Annotated in this window: 16 protein-coding genes; 5 read left to right on the plus strand and 11 right to left on the minus strand. The window is 65.5% G+C overall.

The features are described 5' to 3' along the window. Positions 1 to 14 precede the first annotated feature (14 nt). From OB916_RS09085 to OB916_RS09095, 3 genes are all read right to left on the minus strand, one after another. Positions 15 to 236, minus strand: a complete 222-nt coding sequence (locus OB916_RS09085; RefSeq protein ID WP_315908976.1) for a hypothetical protein — start codon at positions 234 to 236, stop codon at positions 15 to 17. Continuing rightward, positions 229 to 1,443: a hypothetical protein gene (locus OB916_RS09090; protein WP_315908977.1), complete on the minus strand. Its 1,215-nt coding sequence runs from the start codon at positions 1,441 to 1,443 to the stop codon at positions 229 to 231. Before OB916_RS09090 ends, OB916_RS09085 begins: the two co-directional genes overlap by 8 nt. 234 nt (positions 1,444 to 1,677) lie before the next feature. Further along, positions 1,678 to 4,317, minus strand: coding sequence for a cation-translocating P-type ATPase (locus OB916_RS09095; protein WP_315908978.1), 2,640 nt, complete (start codon positions 4,315 to 4,317; stop codon positions 1,678 to 1,680). A 171-nt stretch (positions 4,318 to 4,488) separates the two neighbouring features. On the opposite strand from OB916_RS09095, the gene OB916_RS09100 reads away from it, so the two are divergent. Then, on the plus strand, positions 4,489 to 5,955 hold the full coding sequence (locus OB916_RS09100; RefSeq protein ID WP_315908979.1) for a right-handed parallel beta-helix repeat-containing protein: 1,467 nt from the start codon (positions 4,489 to 4,491) through the stop codon (positions 5,953 to 5,955). 6 nt (positions 5,956 to 5,961) lie between these two features. Here the strand turns inward: OB916_RS09100 and OB916_RS09105 are convergent, their stop codons facing one another. Further along, positions 5,962 to 6,915: an oxidoreductase gene (locus tag OB916_RS09105; protein ID WP_315908980.1), complete on the minus strand. Its 954-nt coding sequence runs from the start codon at positions 6,913 to 6,915 to the stop codon at positions 5,962 to 5,964. Between the two features lie 53 nt (positions 6,916 to 6,968). Here OB916_RS09105 and OB916_RS09110 point away from each other — a divergent pair, with 53 nt between their 5' ends. After that, the gene (locus tag OB916_RS09110; protein ID WP_315908981.1) at positions 6,969 to 7,226 is read left to right on the plus strand and encodes a glutaredoxin family protein; all 258 of its coding nucleotides are present in this window, start codon (positions 6,969 to 6,971) and stop codon (positions 7,224 to 7,226) included. A 139-nt stretch (positions 7,227 to 7,365) separates the two neighbouring features. On the opposite strand, the gene OB916_RS09115 is transcribed toward OB916_RS09110, so the two are convergent. Next, complete coding sequence (locus tag OB916_RS09115) at positions 7,366 to 8,157, minus strand: inositol monophosphatase family protein (protein WP_315908982.1); 792 nt, start codon at positions 8,155 to 8,157, stop codon at positions 7,366 to 7,368. 385 nt (positions 8,158 to 8,542) lie between these two features. Continuing rightward, positions 8,543 to 9,064: an archaemetzincin family Zn-dependent metalloprotease gene (locus OB916_RS09120; RefSeq protein ID WP_315908983.1), complete on the minus strand. Its 522-nt coding sequence runs from the start codon at positions 9,062 to 9,064 to the stop codon at positions 8,543 to 8,545. Positions 9,065 to 9,160: 96 nt separating this feature from the next. Here OB916_RS09120 and OB916_RS09125 point away from each other — a divergent pair, with 96 nt between their 5' ends. From OB916_RS09125 to OB916_RS09135, 3 genes are all read left to right on the plus strand, one after another. Then, positions 9,161 to 10,051 (plus strand): TIGR01548 family HAD-type hydrolase, encoded by an 891-nt coding sequence (locus OB916_RS09125; RefSeq protein ID WP_315908984.1) that lies wholly within the window; start codon positions 9,161 to 9,163, stop codon positions 10,049 to 10,051. Between the two features lie 39 nt (positions 10,052 to 10,090). After that, positions 10,091 to 10,756 (plus strand): NADPH-dependent F420 reductase, encoded by a 666-nt coding sequence (gene npdG / locus OB916_RS09130; RefSeq protein ID WP_315908985.1) that lies wholly within the window; start codon positions 10,091 to 10,093, stop codon positions 10,754 to 10,756. A gap of 103 nt (positions 10,757 to 10,859) precedes the next feature. Next, entirely contained in the window at positions 10,860 to 11,273 is a 414-nt protein-coding gene (locus OB916_RS09135) for a CopG family ribbon-helix-helix protein (protein WP_315908986.1), read from the plus strand. Positions 11,274 to 11,308: 35 nt separating this feature from the next. Here the strand turns inward: OB916_RS09135 and OB916_RS09140 are convergent, their stop codons facing one another. The 5 genes from OB916_RS09140 to OB916_RS09160 form a co-directional block, all read right to left on the minus strand. Then, positions 11,309 to 11,566 carry a DUF7123 family protein gene (locus OB916_RS09140; protein ID WP_315908987.1) on the minus strand — a complete coding sequence of 86 codons (258 nt, stop codon included), beginning with the start codon at positions 11,564 to 11,566 and terminating at the stop codon, positions 11,309 to 11,311. Between the two features lie 202 nt (positions 11,567 to 11,768). Further along, a complete protein-coding gene (locus tag OB916_RS09145; protein WP_315908988.1) occupies positions 11,769 to 12,107 on the minus strand; it encodes a high-potential iron-sulfur protein in 339 nt (112 codons plus the stop codon). A 95-nt stretch (positions 12,108 to 12,202) separates the two neighbouring features. Then, complete coding sequence (yciH, locus tag OB916_RS09150) at positions 12,203 to 12,496, minus strand: stress response translation initiation inhibitor YciH (RefSeq protein WP_229122039.1); 294 nt, start codon at positions 12,494 to 12,496, stop codon at positions 12,203 to 12,205. A gap of 27 nt (positions 12,497 to 12,523) precedes the next feature. Beyond that, a complete protein-coding gene (locus tag OB916_RS09155) occupies positions 12,524 to 14,812 on the minus strand; it encodes a transglutaminase domain-containing protein (RefSeq protein WP_315908989.1) in 2,289 nt (762 codons plus the stop codon). After that, positions 14,809 to 15,813: a DUF58 domain-containing protein gene (locus tag OB916_RS09160; RefSeq protein ID WP_315908990.1), complete on the minus strand. Its 1,005-nt coding sequence runs from the start codon at positions 15,811 to 15,813 to the stop codon at positions 14,809 to 14,811. Before OB916_RS09160 ends, OB916_RS09155 begins: the two co-directional genes overlap by 4 nt. Between the last annotated feature and the right edge of the window lie 5 nt (positions 15,814 to 15,818).

Here is a 15,818-nt window from a genome sequence, read left to right on the forward strand (position 1 = left end):
CACGCCGATCCCGATCAGTCGCCGAACTCGCCCTGGCCGAAGCCGCCTTCGCCGTAGCCGCTCTCGGAGGTGTCGCCACCGTATGCTCCCTGACCGTAGCCGCCTTCGCCATAACCGTCAGACACGTCGATTGCCGCCGCAGCCGGGGCTCCCAGTGCGACGAGAGTCGCCGTGCCTGCGAGCATATCGCGGCGGCGAAGCGTCAGTTCCGATTCCCCGTGCTGGTGGTCATTCATTACTGGTGAAGTCGACGGTCCCGTCCCGATACATCGTGAAGGCCGTCTCCGGACGGTTGAGGTTCTTGATGCGGAGCTGTTGCCCCTGGACCTCGATCCCGAACAGCGCGGCGATGTCGCTGGCGCTGTCGACGCCACGGTGGTCGGTGTGGTTGAGCAGTAGCGGACCGTGATAGTAGTCCGGGCCGAGTTCGAAGCTCGACTGGGTGTCCGTCGGGTTGATACTCTCGCTGTCGCTGCCCTGGAACACCGCGTCCTGGAAGTTGCCGTTGAGGTAGTGGGCGGTCGCCTCCTCGCCGGCCAGGATGACCGTCGCGCCACAGACCACGTCGAAGGGTTCGCCCTCCCACCGGAAGCCGTAGTTCTGGACGCCGGTGAACGTCCCGAAGAACCGGCAGTCGTGGAACGAGTCGGTTCCGCTCCCACCAGTCATCGAGGCCGGAACGAGGTCGACACCGACGTCGACGTCGACGTACTTGCCGTCGACGTCGACGTCTTCGCTCCAGTAGGCGTTGTTGCGGAGCTGGATTCCGAAGCAGTCGCCAGCGTCGTTGGTCAGACCGCTGACGTGAGCCGGGTGGACGACCGCGCGGTTGACGTCGATCCCCCGGAACCAGCCGGTCGTATTCCCCGTGTTCTCCCAGATCCCGCCCTCGAGGGTGAACCGATGGCCGAACGTGTCCTGGGACCGGAGATCGCCCGCTGGATCGACGGTGATCGCGACGCCGTCGCCCTGGTATTCGATGCGGACGTTCCGGTCGATATCGATGTGGACGCCGCTGTAGGCCGTCGGATCGACGGTCCACGCGCTCCACTGCCAGACCGTCCCGTCGGGGTTCGGGCCGACCCGAACCCGTCCCTGTCCGTTCGGGAGGTCCGCGAGCGCGGCGTCGATACGCTCGTCCAGTGTCGCGCCGTCGTACTCGGAGGCGAACACTTCGTTACCGGCCGTGTCGTCACCGCCCGATCCGAACGTCGCGAACTCCCGCCACTCGCTGCCGTCACCGAGATACACCGTCTTGGTGTCGATCGCGAGGAACTTTGCGCCGTTTTTCGGCTCGTAGTCGTTACGGTTTGCGGCCGCGTCCCTGATCTCGACGCCGCGGTCGAGCAACGAGAAGTTCTCGTTGAGGAGGCGACCCCAGTCTTTCGTTCCCTTCGCAGGAGTGTTATACCCGTGATTGCCTGTTGATTCGTCGTTGCTCATGTGAGTTCCCTGTCCGGTCGACCCAACCCGGAATATCTCGCGGGCTACGTCGGTGAGGAGACAAACCGTTGCCTTCCCGGGCGTGAGGGTGTCTCACGCGCGATACCGGACTTCGGTAGTCGTGGATGAAACGTCGAGCGATATAAGTCCTCCACTCCGAGCCTCGTTTCTGAGAATGAGAGAATACGACGTATTCCGGCGTTCTCGACCCCTCTACCACAGGTTTCGCAGAGACTATCGGATCTGAGTCCCATCTTCTGACAGCGAGGGAATTCCGGCGTTCACGTTATCGTTCGCGCGCCGTACGGCCCAGCCGACGAGTACGAGCGCAGGGAGACCGATCAAGAAAACAACGCCCAGTAGGCCCCAGTCGGCGACGTCCAGCGGGACAGTGCCGAAATAGCGGTTCAGCGGCGTGTAGAGAACGGCCAGTTGGAGAGACAGCGACCCGAGGACAGCCGCGAGGAGCCACTGGTTCGACAGTACCGGTGTCCCCCGCGTCCACCTGACGACGAACAGTTTGGCGAACTCGAAGACGACGAGGCCGGTAAACACCATCGTCAGGGCGTAGGGCGTCACCTCGGGGGCGCCCCCGAGCGTGTAGAACATCAGGCCGAGCAGGAGTGCAGTCGCGATCAACCCGGCACCGACGATGAATCCGAGCATCCCCCTGTCGATGATCCCGGTCGCTTCCTCCCGTGGCTGGCGGTCCATCACGTCGCCGCCGGGATCTGCCCCGAGCGCGAGCGCCGGGAGACCGTCGGTGAGCAGGTTCACCCACAGCAGCTGGACCGCCGGAAGGATGAGGTAGCCGAAGAGGGACGCGACGAAGACGACGGCGACTTCCGCGGCGTTTGCGCTGAGCAGGTACGCGACGAACTTCCAGATGTTGTCGAAGATCGTCCGCCCGCGACGGATGGCGGATCTGATGGACGTGTAATTGTCGTCGAGCAGGACGATGTCGCTGGCCTGCTTGGCGACGTCCGTCCCCCGGATACCCATCGCGATGCCGACGTCCGCGTTCTTCAGAGCCGGCGCATCGTTGACGCCGTCCCCGGTCATCGCGACCGCGTACCCGCTCTCCTGGAGTGCGGTGAGAATCCGGACCTTGTGACTGGGTTCAGCCCGTGCGAACACGTCGATGTCCGCGACGCGCTCTCGGAGCGTTTCCTCGTCGAGAGCCTCGATCTCCTGGCCGGTGAGGACGTCCGACTCGATACCGACCTGCTCCGCGATGGCACGAGCCGTCACCGCGTTGTCGCCGGTAATCATCTTCACGTCGATGCCCGCCCGGTGTGTGTCTGCGATGGCGTCTCGGACCTCGGCCCGTGGGGGATCGAGCAGCCCCTGGAGGCCCACGAACACGAGGTTCTCCTCCGGACCGCCGGCGTCGCCAGAGTCCTTGAACGCGAACCCCAGAACCCGGAGTGCGTCTCCGGCGAAGTCCGCAACTTGCGCTTCGATCGTCGCTCTCGTCTCCTCGTCGAGCGGGCGGGGACCGTCGGCTGTCAGCACGCGCGTCGAGCGATCGATCACGACCATCGGCGCGCCCTTGACGAAGACGATGTCCTCGTGAACAGTTGCCATCCGCTTTCGCTCGGACGAGAACGGCACCTCGTCACGTCTCGGTCGGGCACTGCGACGCTCCTCGACATCGATTCCGTAGTCGACAGCCGCGTTCAGGAGTGCGCGCTCGGTCGGATCACCGCTCTCGGGCGTTGCGTCGTTGCAGAGCGCGCCGATTTCGAAGAGGTGTTCGAGACGGTCGCTCACGACGAGTTCGTCCGTCTCGCTGCTGTTGGTCGCTGTCTGCTCGAAACCAGTGCCGCCGACATCTATCACCTCGTCGTAGACCCACGCGGTTCGAACGCGCATCTCTCCCTCGGTGAGTGTCCCGGTCTTGTCCGTACAGACGACGTCGACGGAGCCGAGCGCTTCGACGGCCGGGAGCGTCCGGACAAGCGCGTTCTCATCTGCCATCTTTCGAACGCCCAGTGCGAGCGTCAGCGTCACGACGGCCGGGAGTCCTTCCGGCACAGCGGCGACAGCGAGGGAGACAGCTGTCAGTCCGGCCTGGAGGAGTCCCCGACCGGAGAAGAGCAAAAGCGGGACGACCAGCGCCGAGAGCGCGACGACCCCGAGGCCGAGTCGCCGACCGAGCTGGTCGAGGTTTCGCTGGAGTGGCGTCTGGCGGTCTTCGACGCTGACCAGAGCCGTCGCTATCTTCCCCATTTCCGTCTCCATCCCCGTCGTCACGACGACGGCCACGGCATGCCCGCGGGTGACGTTCGTCCCCTTGTACAGCATGTTCTGGCGCTCGGCGAGCGGCGTCCCGGAGTCCATCACTGCCACGGCCTTCTCGACGGGGACGCTCTCACCAGTCAGTGCCGCCTCGTCGACCTCGACGTTCTGCTCTTCGAGAATCCGACAGTCCGCCGGGACGACGTCTCCCTGTCCGAGAACGACGACGTCGCCAGGGACGAGATCGACCGCGTCAGCGTCGTGCTCGACGCCCTCGCGGCGGACGGTGACCGACGGCGTCGCCATCTCGCGGAGCGCGTCGAGGCTGCGTTCGGCGCGGTACTCCTGGACGAATCCGAACACCCCGTTCAACAGAAGGATGCTACCGATGAGGACGGCGTCGACGACGTGCCCGATAGCGAACGAGAGGACGGCTGCAACGAACAACACCCCGATGAGTGCACTCGAAAACTGAGCGAGGAAGATCCGGTGTAGACTGCGGCCCTCCTCGCCGGTTATCTCGTTCGGCCCGACGGCGTCGCGGCGCACGTCGGCTTCGCTTCGGCCGAGTCCCTCCGGCGACGTGTCGAGTTCCTCGTAGACGGCTTCGAGCGAGCGGGTGTGCCAGTCCATACGATCTCCGGAGACAGATACTCGAAGGTCCCCCGTCCGGTAAATGAAACCACGTGCTTCTCCTCAATAGTTATACAGGTCAGCGTGGACTGTTCGAGCAGGGAGAGGGGTGGTATATTATTGACAGACCTTATGACGATGTTTTATGACCTCTGATCACGATATCAGCGCATGGATGACAGAATCACCCGCCGGACGGTCCTGGCTGGATCACTCGTGGCGTTGAGCGGCTGTTCGTTCCGTGGTTCCGATAACGGAGACAGAAACGGCACACCGACACCGGGCCCGGACAGCGTGACAGTCGGCGAGGGGGGATCGTTCGACTCGGTCCAGGCGGCGATCGAAACCGTCGCGGCGGGCGGGCGCGTCGAGATCGCGGCGGGCCGCTATCGCGAAGCGATCAGCGTCGACAAACCGGATCTCACGATCGTCGGAACGGGCGAGGTGACCGTCTCGCCCGGCGAGACGGTCGATACCGCGGGGATCAGCGTCGCGGAGTCGGCATCAGGGGTGACGATCGACGGCGTTACCGTCACCGGTTTCACCGGCTCGCGCGGGACGATCAGTATCCGGGGCGACGACGCGACGGTACGGAACACCGTCGTCACCGACGGGTTCCTCGGAGTCAGGACGTTCGCGAGCACCGTCACGATCGAGGCGACCGAAGTAAGCGGCTGCAACACCGGCGGCGTCCTCGTCAGGAACGGCGAGAGCGCGACGTTCACGGACGTGACAGTCGAGTCGAACGGGGGTCCGGGGATCGACGTCGATCGGACGACGACGGTCGGGATCGAGGGGGCAGTCGTCCGGAACAACGCCTCGCGTGGGATCGACCTGGACCGGGTCGACGTGGCGACCGTACGCGACAGCACGGCTACCGGCAACGAGAGCTACGGCGTCGACATCGAACAGTGCGGGGAGGTAACCATCGAGGGGGTCGTCGCCGACGAGAATCGCAACGGCATCGATCTCGAGGGGAACGATTCCGCCGAGATCACGAACACCGTCACCCGGACCAACGGGTTCCACGGGATCGCCATCGACCAGGTCGACACGGTGACCATCGACCGAACGACAACCAGCGACAACGGTGCGGCCGGGATCGACTGCAACCGGGCCTCGGACGTGACGCTGTCGGGCGTGGCGAGTACGGCCAACGAGACCAGCGGCGTTCGCCTCGTACGATTCGACGAGGCGAACGTCTCGTCGTCGAATCTGACCGACAACGGGGGGATCGGGCTGTCACTCGCGGACGCACGGATCGGCAGCACGGAGACGTTCGCGGTCTCGGAGACGATCCTCGCGAACAACGCGATCGGGCTGGACCTCCAGCCGCTGGTCAGTGCTGACGGAAACGTGGTCGAAACGTGTCAGATCGCAGGCAACGAGACCTACGGAATCAGGAACGGGAGCCGGTCGCAAACGCTGCTCGCAACGGACAATTGGTGGGGCACCGAGGACGGTCCCGGAACCGATCCCGAGATCGACCAGCTCGTCGACCCGGAGACGGGCACAGCGGCCGACGGGGACGGTAACTGGATATCGAGCGGGCGGACCGCCGGCGTGGCGAGCGTCCGATTCGATCCGGTGGCCACGTCGCCGCCTCCGGAGCCGACCGCGGGTGCCGAGACGGCCTAAGCAGTCTCAACCGTCAGCCGCCGTCGCCGGGAGGTCGTAGGTGACGCCGGTCGCGTCTTCGGAGACGTCCCACAGTCGCGTCGCGGTGTCCCGGTCGTAGGATCGGTCACTGGACCGCTGTACGTCGGGCGCGCCGCGCATGTTCAGGAAACCGCCGGGTCCGACGTAGCTCCCGCCATCGAGATCGTCGACGACGGCGGCGTAGAGCATCGGGAGAGCGCCCTTTCGAGCCGACTGCGCGAAGACGGTGTTTGCGAGTTTCATCGCCGCATACACGAGTTTCGAGCCGGATTCGCGACCCGTCCGGGCCTGGAGGTTCGTGTCCGCGTAGCCGGGATGGACGGCGACGCTGGTGACCTCGTCGATCCCCGCTGCGTCGAGCCGCCGCTGGAGTTCGTAGGCGAACAGGACGTTCGCGAGTTTGCTCTGGCCGTAGGCGTCCCACTTGTCGTAGTTGCGTTCCCCGTGGAGGTCGTCGAAGTCCATCTCCCCGCGCTCGTGCATGCCACTGGACTGTGTGACGACGCGTGCTTCGCCGTTGCTCGTCCGCAAGAGATCGAGCAGGTGGCCCGTGAGCGCGAAGTGTCCGAGGTGGTTGACGCCGAACTGCGCCTCGAAGCCGTCCGCGGTCTCGCGTCGTGGGATCGCCATGACGCCGGCGTTGTTGCAGAGGACGTCGAGCGAGTCGTAGGTCTCGTGAACGCCTTCGGAGAAGTCCTGGATCGACTTGCGGTCGCCCAGATCACACTCGCGGACGTCAAGGTGGCCGTCCGGATCCGTAGCTTCGATCCGCCGCCTGGCGTCGTTGCCTCGCTCGACGCTCCGGCAGGCCATCACGACGGTCGCCCCGCGCTGTGCGAACACCCGCGTCGCCTCGAACCCGAGCCCGCTGTTCGCCCCGGTGACGACGATCACATGATCGTCGAGGCGCGGCACGTCGTCGACTGACCAGTTTCTCATGGACAGCCAAACGGGCCGGAAGGCAAAAACGGACACGACGCGAAGCACGGTCGATGACCGATCCGGTCCCGATCACCGTGTATCGCCGCCAGCCCTGCGAGCTCTGCGAAGAGGCCATCGAGACGATCGAATCGGTCGCCAGCGCGGCGGAGATTACCGTCGAAATCGAGACTGTCGACGTGGATGGTGACCCCGACCTCCGCGAGCGGTACGGCGACCGCGTGCCGGTCGTGGCCGTCGACGGTCTCGAGCGGTTCGAGCTGTTCGTCGACGAAACCGAACTGGCCGGCGCGCTCAGGGACGCCAGCTAAACGCTCCGATCCGACGAGACGCGCTCGTCGAATCCGTCGAGCCGGTCGAGGACCACGTCGCGAACCTGCCGAATCGGTCGAGGACAGCATCGTGCGCCTCGCCGCCGGTCACTCGTCGAACCCATCGGTCAGTCGAGACTCACTCGTCGAACCCGTCGAGTCGGTCGAGAATGGCGTCGTGCGCCCCGCCGTTGGTCGCGACGATCCCGTCGCTGTCGGGCGTCCACGAATCGCCGGCGAGATCGGTGACGGTTCCGCCGGCACGCTCGACCATGTGCGCGCCGGCGACAGTGTCCCAGGCATGCGGCGGGAAGGGGCCGACGGTCGCGTCCAGCGACCCGGCAGCGACGAGCGCGAGCGTCACCTGCGCCGAGCCGAGCCGTCGGACGTCGCCCAGTTCGGTCACCAGTCGGGTCGTCAGTCCGGCGAACCGTTCCCTGTCGGCCCGACTCCCGCTGTACCGGAGGATCGGCGCGACGACGAACGAGTCGGGGTCGGATCGGTCGCTGACGGCCAGCGAAGCGCCGTCCCCGGTCGCGCGTTCGGGCCCGGCGAGATACCGCTCGTCCCGGGCCGGAGCGACGACAGCACCGGCGACGGGGTCGCCGTCCCGGACGACTGCCACGGCGGGTGCCCACGTCAAAAGCCCGTGGACGAAGTTCGTGGTGCCGTCGATGGGATCGATCACCCAGGCTTCGCCGCTGTCCGGGACAGTCTTTCGGAAGTCCTGTTCTTCGGCGACGATGGCCGCGTCCGGATCGTACTCGCGGACGACCTCGACGATTCGTTTCTGGGCACGCCGGTCGGCCTCGGTGACGAGATCCATCGACGTCGCCTTGGTCTCGACGGCGACATCGCCGCGGAAGTACTCCATCGCGAGGTCGGCTCCGGCGTCGGCTGCTCGTTCGGCGACCGCCAGCAGGTCGGACATATATCGACTGACGCGCAACCGGGGAAAGAACCCGTCGGCTGGCGTCCCCTCGTTACGGATCGATGTGCGGGGGGATCGATCCCGGATCGTTCAGTGCACGACCCGGTAACCACTGCCGGCGCAGATACATTTATTATTAATCGTTAACTATTGAGCCATGGCATTCTCTGCGTCGGAACGACAGCAAAAAGGGAAAGGGGAGAATGCCAACGGGAGACCAGGGGTGGTACCCAGACGCACGCCGACCGAACGAACGGGACCGAAGAACGAGTGTTTGACCGGCACCCAGGGGATGAAACGAGCCAATCAGGAAAGTAGGTGGCAGCGGCCTTGTGCGTGGGATCCAGGGGGTATTGTCGTCATTTCCAGGGTGATTGATGAGACGCTAGAGGACCTCGCGCTGGCACGAGCCACAGAGGTGCTGTTCCTTGACGTCAACTTCGCGGACGGTCGGCGAGAAGCTCATGACACAGCGCTTGTTGTCACAGTGTTCGAGCCCGAGCGTGTGGCCGATCTCGTGGACGACCTCCTTGCGGACGCGCTCGGCGAAGACCTCACCGGACGAGCGGTTCGTGAGCCCGCCGTCGGAAGACGTCTGCAGGCGATACGTCGAGATGACCGAGCCGTTGCCGTCGAGGTAGGCGAGCCCGAAGACGTAGTTGCGCCGCCGGTAGAACAGGTCCTTGTCCGTGATAGCGATGTTCTTCTGCCCCTCCCCGATGTCGCTGGCGAGCTCGATGAACTCCTCGGCCCGGTACTGCTCGCGGTTCGAGTCGTACGCGCCCGTCGGAATCGGCTGGGTGTCGTGGACAGTCACGTCACAGTCATAGACAGAGCGCAGTCCGGCCGACGCCTCACGCTTGACGGAGGCGGACACGTCACCGACCGGCACGATATCGACGTGCATGTATCCCGGTATGGGGGACAGCAAAGTGAATGTTACTCCCGCGAGGCCACATTCCCGACAGCAATCCCTATCAACGAGGACGCCGAGTGAACAGACATGCACGCAGACACACTCGTTCTCGACGTCGACGGCGTCCTGGTGGACGTCGCCGGGTCCTATCGCCGTGCGATCGTCGAGAGCGTCGAACGGGTCTACGGGGAGGCGATCGCCCAGCCCGCGATCCAGCAGTTCAAAGACGCCGGTGGGTTCAACAACGACTGGGAGTTGACCGACGCCGTCGCGCTGTACGTCCTGGCCGGTCGCGAGGGGTTCCCGCTGAGCATCGAGACCTTCACCAGCCGGATCGACGCCTCGGGTGGCGGCCTCGCCGCGGCCCGGTCGGTCGTCGACGACGAACTGGATCCGGCCCCGCGCGAGCGCGTCCTCGACGCCTGGGACCGAGACCGACTCCGGGACGTCTTCCAGCAGCTATATCTCGGGGCAAATCTCTACCGGGAACTCGAAGGCGGCTCGCCAGAACTGCACACCCGAGGCTACATCCACGACGAGCCAGTCCTGCTGGATCCGGAGACCCGCGAGGCACTGACCGAGCGGTTCGAGATCGGCGTTTTGACCGGTCGTCCAGCCGCCGAGGCCGACATCGCGCTCGAACGCGTCGGGCTCGACGTGCCGGAGGAACACCGGTTCACGATGGACGACTGGGAAGCGGGCAAACCCGATCCGACCGCACTGGTGACCCTTGCAGAACGTCTTGACGGCGAGGTGATCGCCTTCGCGGGCGATACGCTCGACGACGTCCGGACGGCACAAAACGCCGCCGACGCGGACCCGGACCGAACCTATCACGGAATCGGCGTACTGACTGGCGGGCTCAGCGGCGAAAGCGGCCGTGAGAAGTTCGAACGCGCCGGCGCGAGCGCTGTCGTCGAGTCGGTCAACGACCTGCCCGAGTTGCTAGAGTGCGTCGAAGAGCCGCCGGCGAACTGATCGCGGAACGCTTAACCACTTCTCGGCGAAGATACCGGTATGCGAATCGCGATACTCGGCGGTACGGGAGACATCGGCGAGGGACTGGCGCTGCGGTGGGGCTATGACACCGATCACGAGCTCGTGATCGGCTCGCGCGAGGCCGACCGTGCCCGAGCGAAGGCAAACGAGTACGAGACGGAACTGGACAGCCGTGGCCTGGACGTGACTATCGAGGGAGCGAAAAACTCCGACGCCGCGGCCAACGCCGACGTGGTCGTCGCAGCGGTCCCGGCGTACCATCTTACGGATACGATCGACGCGGTCGCGGACGAACTGGACGACGCGGTACTCGTCAGTCCCGCGGTCGGCATGCAACGCGACGCGGACGGCTTTCACTACAATCCGCCCAGCGCCGGCAGCGTGACCGCACTGGCAGCCGACGCCGCACCCGAAGACGTGCCTGTCGTCGGCGCGTTCCACAACCTCGCGGCCGGCCGGCTGGCGAACCTGGACGCCGATCTCGGGATCGACACGCTCCTGGTCGGTGACGATCCCGACGCCAAGTCGACGGTCGCTGATCTGGCCGGCGGGATCGAAGGGCTGCGACCGCTCGATGCCGGCGGGATCGCCAACGCGCCCGAGATCGAGGGGATCACGCCGCTTTTGATCAACGTCGCCCAGCACAACGACAGACTGCACGACCTGGGCGTTCGGTTCGAGTAGCGACGTTCGAGCAGGTGGTCGCCCCGTCGACGCTCGACCGAGTGGCATTCGATTCGGTTCTGGAATGCTGAAGTTTATTAACTCACACCCGCTCGGTTAGTATATGACCGTCGCAAGCGTCTCGATGCCGGAGGAGTTACTCGATCGGATCGACGAGTTCGCCGACGAACACGGTTACACGGGTCGCAGCGAGGTCTTGCGTGAGGCCGCGCGGAACCTCATGGGCGAGTTCGAGGACAAGAAACTCGAAGACAGGGACCTGCTGGGGATCGTGACGGTGCTGTTCGACTACGAGACCTCGAACGCCGAAGAGCGGATGATGCAGCTACGCCACGAGTACGATCGGCTCGTGGTTTCGAATTTCCACAGTCACGTCGGCGACCACCAGTGCATGGAGCTGTTTATCCTGGAGGGCGGTCTCGACGACATCTCGACGTTCGTCGGCAAGGTCCGTGCGACACAGAGGACGACGACTGTCGACTATTCGGTGACACCGATGGACGTGAAAGTTACCTAGCGAATGTGTCGAAAGAAATGACAGTTGACAGAGTGCTAGGCCGTGACCATCCAGGTCGTCGAGGAGGAGTAGCCCCACTTTTCGATGTCGACGTCGAAGTCCCCCTCCTGAAGCGGTGCCATGTTCGTCCCGACCTCCTTGGCCGACATCCCGAGTTCCTCGCCGATGAGCCGCGACTTGAAGTAGGTCCGGGAATCGGCGTGCTCCCGGAGGTATTCCAGGATCGCGCGCTGTTTGTCTGTCAGCGTGGACTGGGTGGCCCCGCTTGCCTGCTGTCGTGCTGTCGCGCTCATACTACCCGATACGGACGACCCACTAATAGTGGGTTTGGTACGATCGGTCAACACGCCGCCTTCGTGCGCTTTTCGGAGCTGCGCCGATCGCAGACAGACGGATGAACGGCCTGCGATGTGAGATTGGTACGCGGAGGAAACAGAGCCGCTCCCCCGAGCACTAGTCCGAACCATCACCCTCGCAGAGCACCAGTCCGAACCATCACCCCTCGTGACGAACGTATCGCGCGCAGTAGGCGTCGGGCTGGATCTCACCGGCGACGATCGCACACGCTCCGACGCCGTCGCCGTTCTTGTCTTCGATGAAGTACCGGCAGTTCGAGCACTGGCGATCGCCACTCGGCGACTCCTGGTACGCTGCGGCGTTCTTGCTGGAGAGGCTGTCGGGGTCGCGCTCGTTGCCGCCGATGCTCGTCGCCGTCCGGTACTCTTCGGGCACGCCCCCGTCGTCGTCCCCGCCCGCACAGCCAGCCAGTGCGATCGCCGTCGCCGCCGTCGCACCCGCGACGAACCGCCGCCGGGTCGAACGTTGTTCGCTCATCTGTAACTCTACGCACTCCGGAAACAAGATTCTATGGTCGAGAACGGCACCAGACCGGGAAGACCGCACTCGTGCGGTTTCCCGAATCGAGTCGGTCAGGCGACGTTGAACCCTTTATCGCGCAAGAAGTCCTCGACGCGACCGGTGTGATTGCCCTGGAGCTCGATCATGTCGTCTTCGACAGTCCCCCCACAGGCGAACTTGGATTTGAGATCCGAGGACAGGCTGTCCATGTCGACGTCGTTCGGGTCGAATCCCTCGATGATCGTTACCTCTTTACCGTAACGGCGCTCGTCGATGCGGATGTTGATTTCCTGGGACTCTTTGGCGACGTCTTCACAGACGCAGAGCTCCTCAGGCAACCCGCACGTCGAGCAGACTTCCGACATTACACATCCCGGTACGAAATCGACCTATTAAACACTATCGGGACCTGCCACGACGAACCGGACGTGTTCGGCGACGACTGCGTCCGCGAGCGCGACGGCGCGATCGGCTGCTGCCGGATCGACCTCGCCGGCGTACCGGGCCTGCTCGTATCGCCGTCGGACTGTCATCGCGCGCTCGTCTGCCTCGATCGCCTCGAAATACTGCCGCGGCGTCTCGCCAGCGCGACGGGGGCGGTGGACGCGCTCGAAGAGATACTCCAGCCGGTCGTAGGCTCGCGTGAGGTCGGTCATCGGATCGGATCGGGGCTGCCAGCGCAACCAGATCACACGGTAGAGACGTCCGAACGCACCGGAGCGACGGACGCCAGCGAGCAGGCCAACGACGACGATCGATCCCAGCAGGAGTCGCTCCCAGCCCGGCCGATCCGGCCGGTCGACGGACGGAGCGTTGATCGCGGGATCCTGGAGTGTCGGTCCCGAATCGTCAGCCGGAATCGGCGTCCGCGTGTCCGTCGCATCTGACTGGCCGGCCGGATCCGATCCCCCTGAGTCGGGATCCGGAACCCAGCCGGGAACGCGACCTGCGTCCGGCGTCGGCCCCGAACCGCTTTCTTCGGAGTTCTCCCCGGTATCACTCTCGCTATCGGACGCTGTCTCAACGTCAGGGAACTGTTCGCTGGCGGCCTGTTCGCGCGGCTGTGACGGCGTCGGGTCGAACTGCACCCAGCCGACTTCGGGGAAATACACCTCGACCCAGGAGTGTGAGTTGTAGCCGCGGACGCGCCAGGTGTCGTCCCCGACCCGTTCGCCGGGCGTGTACCCGACGGCCAGGCGGGCCGGGACGCCCTGCGTGCGAAGCATCACGACCATCGTCGTCGCGAAATACGTGCAGTAGCCCGCCTCCATCTCGAAGAGGAACGAGTCGGCGATGTCACCTGACGGGCGATCGATCGACAGCGAATAATCCTTGGTGTTCTTGAGCCACCCCTCGATGCGAACGGCAGTTCCGTACGGCGTTTCCGCGTCACCGGCGACGGCCTCAGCCGCCTGTGCGACGCGATCAGGCGTGCTGTCCGGGACCTGAAGGAACCGCGAGGTGACCGTCTCCGGGTAGGAGTCGCCAGCCCGTCGCAACTGACTGGGGGAGGGATCGATGACGCGACTCTCAGCGACGTACGATTCCCCGGGCTGTAACGATCCGATCGGCTCGAATCCGCGAAACACGGTCGTGCGCACGTCGATCCCTTCGACGCCGATCGGACGCCACGCGGCCGGTACCGTCGCGATACGGGACTCGGCCGTGAATCGCTGCGTGACGGTCTCCGCGGCTGCGCGTCGAACGGACGTCTCGGCGATCGAATTGGGCCGTCTGATCCAGCCCTCGCCCGTATAGAGGTCGTACGCACCGACACGCCAGTACCGCTCGCGGTCGCTCTCGACCGTCCAGCGCGTCTCCGCGGAGAGTTCGGTACGTCCACCGATTCTGACTCGATCGTTCGTCGCGAGCAGATCCGCTTCGAGCGTCCCCTCGGTCGCGTACTCCGTCGCGCGCTCGAATCCGACACCCGGAGAGTAAGTCATCGTCGCCTCCTGAGGGACGAGCGTAATCGACAGCGAAGCTCCGACGGCGACCGCGAGGACAACCACCACGACGTCGGCGTCCGAGATCGTCCCGCCGGCCCGTTCGAGCGTCCCGAACCCGAGCAACGCGAGGGCACCGACGCACCCCATCGTCGCGACCGGCAGCGTCGCGTCGCCGGTCAGCACGACGAAACCGACCGCCGATCCGCCCGCGACCGCCGCCAGCACGTAGCGATGACGGAGCGCGAGAAACCACGTGAGAAAGACCGGTGCGGGCGTGACGGCGAGGAGCCACTGCTCGACGTTGACGATCTCCAGAATGGATCGACCCGATAGCAGCGCCAGGACGTACTCGACGTGGACCGCGAGCGCGAACGTGTTCTCGGTGGGGAGTTCGGCGAGATACCACCCGAGCCCCACAGCGAGGAGGCCGCCGGCGGTGATCGCTGCCTGCCGGACGCCGAACAGTCGTGCGCCCAGCGTCGCAGCGACGATGATAACCGCCGCCAGCCCGAGAACGTCGGTCGGGTCTCCGACGACGTCCAGCACGCGGTAGACCGTCGCGAGCACCGACACGAGTACCAGCCCCGCGGCGAGCAACGACGCAAGCCGAAGTGCCGACATCCGGGGAGCGGCGACGTGACGACGCAGCGTCTCGGGCAGGAGCGGTCGGTCGGTCGAGCGTCGACGACTCCCCCGCCTCGCGTCGGACTCCCGGGCAGTCGAATCGCTCACTGTCGAATCACCTCCGTCCACCTGTCGGACTTGTCGGTCTGCTCGGACAGAGAGTTCAGCCCTACCGCCCTGCTGGCCCGCATGGCCTCGAAGGTCGTCTCGCGGCCGTCGGCGGTGACCGTGACCGTGCCGGATCGGTGCGCTTCGACGGTGATGTCGGCGTCGCCGACGGCCGGGCGGCCGTGATCGGTCCGGGCCAGCAACGACAGGATCGCCATCCGATCGCTCGCCGTGCCGTCCCGGACGGTGACCTCCACGTCCACCCCTGCCCCGAGGAGTGCGACGGCGATACTCGCGGTCGCAGCCGCCATCGGGTCAGCCGCACCGGCTGGAGCGCTGGCGGCGATCGTGGCCGTCTCGTCGTTATCGGCGTCGTACTCGGCGACGAGCAGCGAATCCGGCCATCTGGCGCTCGCACGCCAGTGAATGTCCCGGGGTGAGTCGCCGGGGACGTACTCTCTGAGTTTCGAGACTGTCTGGCGGTCGGTCGAGCGACCCCGGTCGAGCCACCGTGCGAGTACGTCCCGCTCGCGAACGTCGTGCACGGGCGGGTAGACGAGGTGTGCTCGCTCGGTCGCTGCCGTGGTCGTCCGCTGGAACAGCCCGAATACGTCGTGGACACGGACCGTCGTCGGACCGAAGACGTACTCGCCGCGGTGCTCGTGGCGGACGTCGTAGCTCACCGTCGCCGGCGCGAGAACCGTCGCTGTCGGATCAGACGCAATTGCGCCCTCCGGGACGGCATCGTCGAGCGTGACGACCCCGTGGCCCCCCTCGACATCGAGGGAGACTGTGTGGTCGTCGCCAGGGAAGGTCGGCGAGAGGGGGCGACGCCGAACCGAAGGATCGGCTGCGAGCGCGAGCTGGAGCGCGCCCGCAGCGAGCGCGACGACCGCGGGGACCGCGACAGCGTCGAGACTGCGGGGGCCGAACAGCCGGGCAAGCACGACCCCGGTGACGGCGAGCGCGAAGACGACAACCCCCCGTCGTGTCGGTTTCATCATAC

The organism is Halapricum hydrolyticum (genome assembly GCF_025517535.1).
GTDB classification, from domain to species: domain Archaea; phylum Halobacteriota; class Halobacteria; order Halobacteriales; family Haloarculaceae; genus Halapricum; species Halapricum hydrolyticum.